This window comes from Streptosporangium amethystogenes subsp. fukuiense (genome assembly GCF_042665875.1).
Lineage (GTDB): Bacteria > Actinomycetota > Actinomycetes > Streptosporangiales > Streptosporangiaceae > Streptosporangium > Streptosporangium fukuiense.
Genome location: NZ_JBHTEE010000001.1, coordinates 7,617,387 through 7,627,727 on the forward strand (window position 1 = coordinate 7,617,387; position 10,341 = coordinate 7,627,727).

A 10,341-nucleotide genomic window follows, 5' to 3' on the forward strand; every position below is an offset into this window, starting at 1 on the left:
GCGGCCAGCTACTGGACGGGCCCTCGCGCATTGGAGGTGACATGCCCCGATGACCCTTTTCGTGTGGGGTTATTTGCCGGAGTACGAGAAGGAACGCGACGACATCCTCGACGCGGTCGACACGGTGTTCCGCTCGGGACGGCTGGTGCTCGGGCCGAGCGTACAGGCGTTCGAGGAGGAGTTCGCCGCCTACCACGGCGTCCCGCACTGCGTGGGCGTCGACAACGGTACCAACGCGATCGTGCTCGGCCTGCGCGCCCTCGGCGTCGGCGCCGGTGACGAGGTGATCACCGTCTCGAACACGGCCGCCCCGACGGTCGTCGCGATCGACGCGGTCGGTGCGACGCCGGTGTTCGCCGACATCGACCCGGACACCTACCTGATGAACGTCGAGCAGGTGGCCGCCCTCGTCACCGACCGCACGCGATGCATCGTGGCGGTCCACCTGTACGGGCAGTGCGTCGACATGGCGCCGCTGGAGGCGATCGCCGCCGAGCACGACCTGCCGATCCTGGAGGACTGCGCGCAGGCACACGGCGCCCGCCACCACGGCCGGATCGCCGGTTCGATGGGGCAGGTCGCGGCGTTCTCCTTCTACCCCACCAAGGTGCTGGGCGCCTACGGCGACGGCGGCGCCACCATGACCCGGGACGCGGAGGTGGACGCGAACCTGCGCCGCCTGCGCTACTACGGGATGGAGAGCCAGTACTACGTCGTCTCCACGCCCGGATACAACAGCCGGCTGGACGAGGTGCAGGCCGAGATCCTGCGCCGCAAGCTGACCCGGCTCGACGACTACATCGCCAGGCGGCGGGTGATCGCGGCCCGCTACGCGGAGGCCTTCGCCGGCACCGACCTGGTGACCCCGAAGACCGCTCCCGGAAACGACCACGTGTACTACGTCCACGTGGTGCGTCACCCGAAGCGGGACAGGATCCTTGAGGCGCTCAAGGCGCACGACATCGTGTTGAACATCAGCTACCCGTGGCCGGTGCACACCCAGTCGGGCTTCGCGCACCTCGGCTACCGGAAGGGCTCCCTGCCGGTCACCGAGAGGGTGGCCGACGAGATCTTCTCCCTGCCCATGTACGCCTCGCTCTCCGACATCGACCAGGAACGGGTCATCGACACGCTCCGCGGCGTCCTGGCGAAGGTCTGACGAAAATCGCACCGAGGACGGGAAGGGACCCATCATGACGCGACTCGCGGCTTCGCGCGCGCTGACCGGGGAGGCGGCCGGCGTGCCGGCGCGCCGGATCTCGGCGGCCGACGACGGGGCGCTCATGTCCACCCAGGAGTTCTACGACTGGTGGGCCGACCGGCACCGCAGCGGTCGCTTCATGGTGGAGCGTATCCCCTTCTCCCGGCTGGACGACTGGAACTTCGAGCCGGACACCGGCAACCTGGCGCACGCCAGCGGGCGTTTCTTCACCATCGAGGGACTGCAGGTCCGCGACGGTGGCCGGGAGACGTGGTCACAGCCGATCATCAACCAGCCGGAGATCGGGATTCTCGGCATCGTGGTGAAGGAGTTCGACGGCGTCCTGCACTGCCTGATGCAGGCGAAGATGGAACCGGGCAACATCAACACGCTGCAACTGTCGCCGACCGTCCAGGCGACCCGGAGCAACTACACCCAGGTGCACCGCGGCGCCGGCACCAGGTACCTGGAGTGCTTCGTCGGACCGGCCCGAGGCCAGGTGCTGGTGGACGTCCTGCAGTCGGAGCAGGGAGCCTGGTTCTGGCGCAAGCGCAACCGCAACATGGTGGTGCTCATGACCGGCGACGTGCCGGTGCACGAGGACTACCGCTGGCTCACCCTGGCCCAGATCCGCGAGCTCACCCAGGTCGACAACCTGGTCAACATGGACGCCCGCACGGTCCTGTCCTGCCTGCCGGTCGAGCTGCCGGAGGATGAGGACGCGTCGACCGGAGACCCGTTCAGGGACGCGCTCATCCGCTCCTACCGGTACCGGCCGGACGACGTCGGCGCCGGTGAGGTGCTGAGCTGGTTCACCGAGGCGAAGACCCGGTGCGACTGGACGGCCCGCCTGGTGCCGCTGACGAAGGTCGGCGGCTGGGAGCGGACCGACGACGAGATCACCGACGGCGAGGGCCGGCACTTCCGGATCATCGCGGCCGAGGTGGAGGCCGGGACCAGGGAGGTCAAGCGGTGGACCCAGCCGCTGCTGTTCCCCCGTGGGGAGGGACGCGCGTTGTTCGTCGCGCGGCCCATCGACGGGGTGCTGCACCTGCTGGTCCAGGCCAGGCCGGAGTTCGGCCTGATGGACATGGTGGAGATGGCGCCGACCGTGCAGCTGCTGCCAGGGGCGGGGGTCACGGAGATCGAGGACCTGCTGCTGCGTGACGCCCTGGCCGACGCGACCATGCGCTACGACGCGGTGCTCTCCGAGGAGGGCGGGCGCTTCTACCAGGCCCTGACCCGCTACCAGATCGCCGAGGTCGGCGAGGACTTCTCCCTCGACGTGCCGGCGAACTTCCGCTGGATGACCGTCCGCCAGCTCACGGACCTGCTGCGGCACGGCCACTACCTCAACATCGAGGCCCGCAGCCTGCTCGCCTGCATGCACAGCCTGTACTGATCGCGGGCCGGGCCGCGTAGCCATCGGAAGGCCGGCGAGCCGATCGCCGGCCGTGACGTTCTCACTCAGGAGTGTGGTGCCGGATGTTCGACTCGATGATGGTGACCGAGCTGTCGGTGCCGGACGCCTACCGGTTGACGCCGACCAAGTACGACGACCGGCGCGGATACTTCTACGAGGCGTTCCGCTCCGAGGTGATCTCCGATGCGATCGGCTACCCCTTCACCGTCGGCCAGGCCAACTACTCGTCGAGCCGCCGCAACACGCTGCGCGGCATCCACGGCACCGCGCTCCCGCCGGGTCAGGCCAAACTGGTCACCTGCGTGCGCGGCGCGGTGCTGGACGTCGTGGTGGACCTGAGGGTGGGCTCGCCGACGTACGGGAAGTACGAGACGACGCTGCAGGACGAGAAGTCCGGCATCGCGGTCTATCTCGCCGACGGTCTCGGGCACGCCTTCCTGGCGCTGACCGACGACGCCTGCATGAACTACCTGTGCTCGGAGGCGTACGAACCGGGCACGATGCTCGAGATCGATCCACGGGACCCCGAGATCGGTATCCCGTGGGGTCTCACCGAGCCGCCGATCATGTCGGACAAGGACGCGGGCGCGCCCACCCTGGCCGAGGCGGCGGCCAAGGGGCTGCTCCCCACCTACGAGGATTGCCTGGCGCACTACGCGGCGCTGAAGGCCGGTCCGCAGCGCTGAACCGGGATGCTGCGGTGGGTTCGCGCGATCGCCTTCTGTCCGTCCTATGCCGAGTGGAGTCGCACCAATGATCAGTGTCAGCACCGACCGGCTTCGCATGGGGGTCATGGGATGCGCGGACATCGCCTGGCGGCGGACCCTTCCCGCGATGGTGGCCGACGCGGACGTGCAGGTCACCGCGGTCGCCAGCCGTGACCTGCGAAAGGCGACCGCGTTCACCGACCGGTTCGGCGGCGTCCCGCTCAAGGGATACGAGTCGATGCTGGACCGTCCGGACGTCGACGCCGTCTACATCCCGCTGCCGGCGCTGTTGCACGCGGAGTGGATCGAGCGGACGCTCGAATCCGGCAAGCACGTCCTGGTCGAGAAGCCGATGACCGACAGTCAGGCGGAGACGAGCAGGCTCCTCGCGCTGGCCCGCTCACGAGGGCTGGTGCTGCTGGAGAACTACATGTTCCTGCACCACTCCCAGCACGCCGCGGTACGCAAGCTGGTCGCCGACGGCGCGATCGGCGAGCTGCGCGGCTTCGCCGCCGCCTTCACCATCCCGCCCAAACCGGAGGGCGACATCCGCTACCAGCGTGACGTCGGCGGCGGCGCCTTCCTGGATTTCGGCGGCTACCCGGTCCGCGCGGCGGTGCACTTCCTCGGCGGGGATCTCCAGGTCATCGGCGCCGTCTTCCGGCACGACCAGAAGCAGGACGTGGTGATGTCCGGGAGCGTGCTGCTCTGCACGCCGCAGGGCGTCCCCGCGCAGCTCACCTTCGGCATGGAGCACTCCTACCGGAACGACTACCGGCTCTCGGGCAGCACCGGCCGGATCCTGCTGGACCGGGTGTTCACCCCGCCGGAGACGCACCTGCCGGTGCTGCGCGTCGAGCGCCAGGACCATCGCGAGGAACTGGTCCTGCCGGCCGACCATCAGTTCGCGAACGTGATCGGCGCCTTCGTGCGCTCGGTGCTGCACGGCGGCGACGTCCGGCCGCAGCAGGAGGGCAGCCTGCAGCAGGCGGCCCTGATCGAGCGGATCCGGCAGGTGGCGCTGCACTTCGAGGTCTGAGCGGGCATGGGTGAGGGCGGGCCGGTGGCCCGCCCTCACCCATGCGGTCCCTCAGGAGCCCGGCCGGGCCCGCCGGGCGGCGTCCTCCCGCCTCAGCAGCGGCCAGATCCGCGACCAGGCCGCGGTACGGCCCTCGCAGAACCAGATCGGAGTGCCGATCCCGAGGCCGATCCTGCCCTCGACGGTGCCCACCTGCCGGACACCGGAGAACATCGACCGCAGCTCGTCGTTCATTCCGCCGACGACCAGGACCGGGCCCGGCTCCTCGGGCGGGGTCGCCAGGTAGCCGTACCCGCGGTGCCCGCTGTACGGGTGCGGCAGCCCCTGCCTGGTGCCCAGCACCTCCAGGGCGCCCGCCTGCCAGAAGTACCGGGTGAGGACCGTGGTCCGGTCCCTGGTGGCCGGCGGCAGCGCGTGGTAGGCCCGGGTGACCGAGTTCGCGAGCTCGGGCCAGCCGAGCTGGAGGAAGGCCTCCAGCATGTCCGACCGTTCCTGCGGGGTGGTCGGTTGCCTGAGCTCCGCGACCGGGGTGATCGGCAGCTGCACCAGCGGCAGCAGCGCGGCCAGCGCGAAGACCGGCCAGCTGACGGTCCAGCGCCACCAGCGGGCCGGCCGGTGCCGCTCCATCCGTACCGCCGCCGCCGCGAAGACGAGGGGGAACACCCCGCCGACGTAGGTGAAGCGGCCGCCGGCCGCGAGCAGGACGGCGATCACGCCGAGCACGGTCCACCCGAGAAAGCGGTGGTCACGCAGGTCGGGGCAGCGCAGCAGCGCCCACAGGCCGTAACAGAACAGCACCGTACCGACCGGGATGCCGGTGACCAGCAGCAGCAGCGGCAGGAACATCGGCCGGCCGCCCCAGAGCATCGCGTTCTCCCCGGTCAGCGCGGCGGCCACCTGGAGCTGCGGCCATCCGTGCACGGTCTGCCAGACCAGGCCGGGCACCGTGGTCACCACCGCGATCGCGGCCCCCGCCCACAGCGCCGGCCGCCGCAGCAGGTCGCGCGGGCCGACCGCGAGCACGCTCACCGCCAGGGCCGCCCAGAAGACCGGGATGAGGAACTTGACCTGCAACGCCACGGCCGTGACGACGCCGGCCCAGAACAGTGGCAGGTCGGCGCTCCGGCCGGTCCTTCCCTCGCCGCGCAGCCGGACCCAGCGGACCACCAGCAGTCCGGCCGTCATCCACAGCACGACGTCGAACGTCTCGGTGTCGAGCCTGCCCGCCTGGCCGAGGAAGGCGATCGCGTAGGCGGCGGCCGCCATGACCTGCGCCCGCCCCCGGCCGCCCATCTCCCGCGCGATCTGCGCGGTGACCACGACACCGGCCGCGACCACGAGCAGGTCCGGCAGCCGGAGCGCGAGCAGCGAACCGGGGAACAGGGCGTCGGTCAGCGCGGCCAGCAGCGGCACGAGCGGCGGCTGGTCGGCGTATCCCCAGGCCGGCTGCCGGCCGGCCGCGATGAAGTAGAGCTCGTCGATGTTGTAGCCGTAGCCGTCGATGAGCAGCGCCACCGGCACGACGACGGCCGCGACGATCAGCGACAGCGGTTTCCACGCGAGCGGGTGGTACTCCCGGCGGGGCCGGGCCGACGGCTCAAGCGCGATGATGGCCAATGATGGTTCCTCCGTTGCGGGCGATGTCTCCGTGGGGCGGCGTCAACGCGCGTGGCCGGGCAGGCCCTCCGGGCCGATCAGGTCGGGACGGGTCCACCCGTCGAGGTCGTACTCGGCCATGCACTGCTCGGCGAAGCCCTTCAGCGCCTGGGCCTGCCCGCTCGCCGTGTAGGACTGCAGCGTCTGCACCCGGATGCCCTCGTGGTCGCCGGCGTAGGAGCGCTCGTAGAGTTCGTGGCGTCCGGCGAACTCGGTGCCGACGCAGTCCCAGAGCAGCTTGAGCAGCTTCACCCGGTCGATGGCCTCGATGCCCCGCGAGCCGCGCAGGTAGCGGTCCAGGTAGGGGCGCACGTCGGGGTTCTTCCAGTCGGCGGCGTGCGAGTTCAGGTAGATCAGGCCGCTGCCGAGGGTCTGCTGGAGGATCTCCTTGATGCGGGGATAGCCGACGCCCATGAACGTGCGGTACGCCATGGCGTAGTTGAGGTTCGGCTGCACGGCGCCGCCGTGCCACGAGGTCGGTGACTTGGCCATCGCGTCGGACAGTCCCCAGAACAGGTCGCGCCAGTTGAGGATCTCGCCGATCTGGGCCTGCACGCCGCGGAACGTCGAGACGCCGGTCGCCTCCACGCCCTTCATCGCGCAGCCCGCGATGAAGTCCAGCTTGACGGCCAGTCGCGCGCAGCCGTGGAAGGTGAAGCGCTCCTGGACCCCGGATCCGGCGGCGAAGGAGTTGGCCGCGCCGGCGTCGTACATGAAGACGTTCTCCCAGGGCACGTGCACCCGGTCGAACACCATGATGCTGTCGTTCTCGTCCATCCGGCTGGACAGCGGGTAGTCGAAGGGGCTGCCCTGCGCCGCCGCCGCCTGCTCGTAGGAGGTGCGGCAGATGAACTTCAGGCCGGGAGAGTTCGTCGGCACGGTGAAGACCAGGCCGAACCTCTTGTCCCTGAGCGGGAGGCCGAAGTGGGCGATGAAGTTCGCGTTGGTGATCGCGGACCCGGTCGCGACGACCTTCGCGCCGGACACGATCAGGCCGGAGTCGGTCTCCTCCTCGACGTGGACGCACACGTCCGCGGTCCGGTCGGCCGGCCGGTCCCGGTCGACGGGAGGATGCGCGATCGCGTGGTTGAAGTAGAGCAGCCGCTCCTGCGCCTCCTTGTACCAGCGCAGCGCGTTGTCCTGGAACGGGCGGTAGAAGTCCGCGTTGGCCTCCAGGGTGCCGAAGAAGCCGGCCTTGTAGTCCGGGGTGCGGCCCATCCAGCCGTAGACGAGCCGTTGCCAGGCGACGATCGCGTCCCGGGAGGCGACCAGATCGGCCGCGGAACGGGCCGTTTTGAAGTACGGATGGGTGAATCCGCCGTTTCCCGTGTCGGTCGGCACGCGCAATACATCCGCGGCCTCCGGTTCGTGTAGCGCGTCGTACAGCCGGGCGATGGAACGTGCGCTGTTACGGAAGGCCGGGTGAGTGGTAACGTCCGGCACGCGCTCGCCCCCGATATATACCTCGCGGCCGTCGCGCAACGACTCCAGGTATTCCTCACCGGTCATCGGCCGAACATTATTCAGCGGGCCTGCCGGAGCGGGCAAAATGGTGGTCATCTCGGCATTCTCCTTCGCGTGCGGGGGGTCGGAGCGGCCATGGCGTGCTCCCCGGCGGTCCGCGTCGCCCAGCTGTCCCGCCGGCGGGACAGCTCCCGTCCATCGTCTAATAACGGCATTAATGCGCCGGGCGGCCCGTTCATTCGGTGAATACGATGCGATAATTCGGCGGTGCCGAGACTTATCATGCACGGCTGGAGTTTTTGCGGCAACGGCCATTTCCGTGGACTGCGCTATTGACCCTGTCGAGGCGCTCTGGTTATGGTCGGGCCACGTTTTGGGGCCCGTTGCCGTGGACAGCCATTCGAGGTGGTCCGGTAAATATGTTCGGCGGGTTCCGGCGGGTGCCGCCGGAAACCCATGAGAATGAAGCCGTCCGGAAAGGTGCCAATGTCTCGCGGAGCATATCTTCTGAATTGCCTGACGGAGCGGAACGGTGAGCGCAGGATATGAGGCCATCGACTGTGCGCCCCCCGGCCGGACGACTCCGGCGGTGAACGCGCGGATCGGTGACGGCGTCCTCTCCGCGGTCGGTGCCACCCCCCTGGTGCGGCTGACGCGCCTCTTCGGGGACTCTCGGGCCCGGTTCCACGCCAAGCTGGAGTCGTTGAACCCGGGCGGCAGCATGAAGGACCGGTCCGCCATGGGCATGGTGCTGGGTGCGATCGAACGCGGCGAGCTCATCCCGAACCAGTCGACGGTCGTCGAGTCGAGCTCGGGCAACCTCGGCATCGGGCTCGCGCAGGTGTGCCGCTGGTTCGGTCTCAGGTTCATCTGCGTGGCGGACCCGAAGATGACCGCCCAGAACCTCGCGATCCTGGCCGCGTACGGGGCGGAGCTGGACATCGTACGCGAGCCCGACAACGAGATGGGCGACTTCCTGTCCGCCAGGATCCGGCGCGTCCGCGAACTCGTCCACGACATTCCCCACGCGTTCTGGCCCAACCAGTACGCCAACCCGCTCAACGCCCGCGCCCAGGAAACGATCATGCAGGAGGTCGTCCGGCAGCTCGACGGGAACGTCGACTACCTCTTCGTGGCCACCGGAACCTGCGGCACCATTCACGGGTGCGCCAGGTTCGTCGCGGACCACGGGCTGGGCACGCACATCGTCGCCGTCGACGCGGAGGGCAGCGCCATCTTCGGCGAGCCGTCCTGCCGGCGGCTCATCCCGGGACACGGCGCGGCGATCCGCTCGGAGCTGTACTACGACGGCATCGCCCACTCCGTGGCACGGATGACCGACCAGGACTGCGTGGTCGGCTGCCGGCGGCTGGTCGGCGTCGAGGCGATCCTGGGCGGTGGCTCCTCGGGCGCCGTGGTGAGCGCGGTCGCGCAGCGGCTCGCGGAGATCCCGGCCGGCGCCAACTGCGTCCTGCTCCTGCCCGACCGGGGCGAGCGGTACCTGGACACCATCTACTCCGACGTCTGGGTGGAGGAGAGGTTCGGCGACATCGCCCACCTCTGGAAGGAGCAAACGACATGCTGATCCTCCGCAGGAGCGACGTGCTGGCGGTGCTGGACGGCGCCGAGGACGCCGTCTGCCGGACCGTCAGGGACGCCTACCTGGCCCATTCGCGGCGGGAGACCTCGGTACCGCACTCGGTCTTCCTGCGCTTCCCCGGCAACACGCGCGACCGGATCATCGCGCTGCCCGCCTATGTCGGGGGCGAGCGCCCGGTCGCGGCGGTCAAGTGGGTGGCGTCGTTCCCCGGGAACCTGGCCCTCGGGCTGGAGCGGGCGTCGGCCGCGATCCTGCTCAACTCCGTCACGGACGGACGGCCGGTGGCGCTGCTGGAGGGGGCGGTCATCTCGGCCAGGCGCACCGCGGCCGGCGCGGCCGTGGCCGCGGCCACGCTCACCGCCGACGCTCCCGGCGAGGTCAGGAGCGGGGTCGCGCTGATCGGCTGCGGGGTCGTCAACTTCGAGATCCTCCGCTTCCTGCGGTCACAGCTCCCCGAGCTGGAGGCGGTCACGATGTTCGACCTCGACCCCGAGCGCGCCCGGGAGTTCGCGTCCCGGGTGCCCGACCTGAAGGTCGAGATCGCCGGTGACGTCGAGGAGGCGCTGGCCGCGCACCGGATCGTCTCCCTCGCCACCACCGCCGGCGAACCGCACCTGAGTGCGGACTCCTGCCTGCCGGGCACCGTCGTGCTGCACGTGTCGCTGCGCGACCTGACCCCCGAGTCGATCCTGGCGGCCAGGAACGTGGTCGACGACACCGACCACGTCTGCCGCGAGGCGACCTCGCTCGACCTGGCCGCGCGGCTGACCGGGGACCGGGGATTCGTCACCGCGGAGATCGGCGACCTGCTGGCCGGGGCCGGGGCGCTGCCCTATGACGCCGGGTCCGTGACGGTGTTCTCGCCTTTCGGGCTCGGCGCCCTCGACGCCGCACTCGCCGCCCACGTCATGGACGAGGCCGCGGCGCGGGGGCTCGGGATCCACCTTCCCGACTTCTCCACGGACCCGGAAGCGGGTCCGGGAGAAGTGGAACAACGCGACCGCTGAGGAGAGAGATGTCCGCGGACGAGAAGTACCTGGTCGTGGTCAACCACGAGGAGCAGTACTCGGTCTGGTTCGCCGACCGTGCGCTGCCCGCCGGCTGGCGGGCCGAGGGCGCCTCCGGGACCCGGCAGGAGTGCCTGGACCACATCGAGCGGGTCTGGACCGACATGCGCCCGCTCAGCCTGCGGCTGCGCATGGCCGACGAGGCTCGCTGACGATCCGCCGAGCCATCCCGAGGGGACGATGA

The 10,341-nt window shown here is 70.0% G+C and carries 9 protein-coding genes; 7 read left to right on the forward strand and 2 right to left on the reverse strand.

Going from position 1 to position 10,341, the window contains the following annotated elements:
* The first annotated feature begins 49 nt into the window (after positions 1-49).
* The 4 genes from ACFQVD_RS33855 to ACFQVD_RS33870 all read left to right on the forward strand — a co-directional run bounded on the left by ACFQVD_RS33855 (position 50) and on the right by ACFQVD_RS33870 (position 4,370).
* Entirely contained in the window at positions 50-1,159 is a 1,110-nt protein-coding gene (locus ACFQVD_RS33855) for a DegT/DnrJ/EryC1/StrS family aminotransferase (protein WP_343962527.1), read from the forward strand.
* A gap of 34 nt (positions 1,160-1,193) precedes the next feature.
* Positions 1,194-2,603 carry an NDP-hexose 2,3-dehydratase family protein gene (locus ACFQVD_RS33860; protein ID WP_343962529.1) on the forward strand — a complete coding sequence of 470 codons (1,410 nt, stop codon included), beginning with the start codon at positions 1,194-1,196 and terminating at the stop codon, positions 2,601-2,603.
* 83 nt (positions 2,604-2,686) lie between these two features.
* Positions 2,687-3,310 carry a dTDP-4-dehydrorhamnose 3,5-epimerase family protein gene (locus ACFQVD_RS33865; protein WP_343962531.1) on the forward strand — a complete coding sequence of 208 codons (624 nt, stop codon included), beginning with the start codon at positions 2,687-2,689 and terminating at the stop codon, positions 3,308-3,310.
* Positions 3,311-3,377: 67 nt separating this feature from the next.
* Complete coding sequence (locus ACFQVD_RS33870; protein ID WP_343962533.1) at positions 3,378-4,370, forward strand: Gfo/Idh/MocA family protein; 993 nt, start codon at positions 3,378-3,380, stop codon at positions 4,368-4,370.
* Between the two features lie 51 nt (positions 4,371-4,421).
* Here the strand turns inward: ACFQVD_RS33870 and ACFQVD_RS33875 are convergent, their stop codons facing one another.
* A complete protein-coding gene (locus tag ACFQVD_RS33875; protein ID WP_343962535.1) occupies positions 4,422-5,987 on the reverse strand; it encodes a glycosyltransferase family 39 protein in 1,566 nt (521 codons plus the stop codon).
* Positions 5,988-6,029: 42 nt separating this feature from the next.
* A complete protein-coding gene (locus ACFQVD_RS33880) occupies positions 6,030-7,535 on the reverse strand; it encodes a 4-hydroxyphenylacetate 3-hydroxylase family protein (RefSeq protein WP_343962537.1) in 1,506 nt (501 codons plus the stop codon).
* Positions 7,536-8,022: 487 nt separating this feature from the next.
* On the opposite strand from ACFQVD_RS33880, the gene sbnA reads away from it, so the two are divergent.
* The 3 genes from sbnA to ACFQVD_RS33895 are packed head-to-tail and all read left to right on the forward strand — an operon-like array spanning position 8,023 to position 10,309.
* Positions 8,023-9,075: a 2,3-diaminopropionate biosynthesis protein SbnA gene (gene sbnA / locus ACFQVD_RS33885; RefSeq protein ID WP_343962539.1), complete on the forward strand. Its 1,053-nt coding sequence runs from the start codon at positions 8,023-8,025 to the stop codon at positions 9,073-9,075.
* Positions 9,069-10,097 (forward strand): 2,3-diaminopropionate biosynthesis protein SbnB, encoded by a 1,029-nt coding sequence (gene sbnB, locus ACFQVD_RS33890; protein WP_343962542.1) that lies wholly within the window; start codon positions 9,069-9,071, stop codon positions 10,095-10,097. Before sbnA ends, sbnB begins: the two co-directional genes overlap by 7 nt.
* A gap of 8 nt (positions 10,098-10,105) precedes the next feature.
* Entirely contained in the window at positions 10,106-10,309 is a 204-nt protein-coding gene (locus tag ACFQVD_RS33895; protein ID WP_326645853.1) for an MbtH family protein, read from the forward strand.
* Positions 10,310-10,341 lie beyond the last annotated feature (32 nt).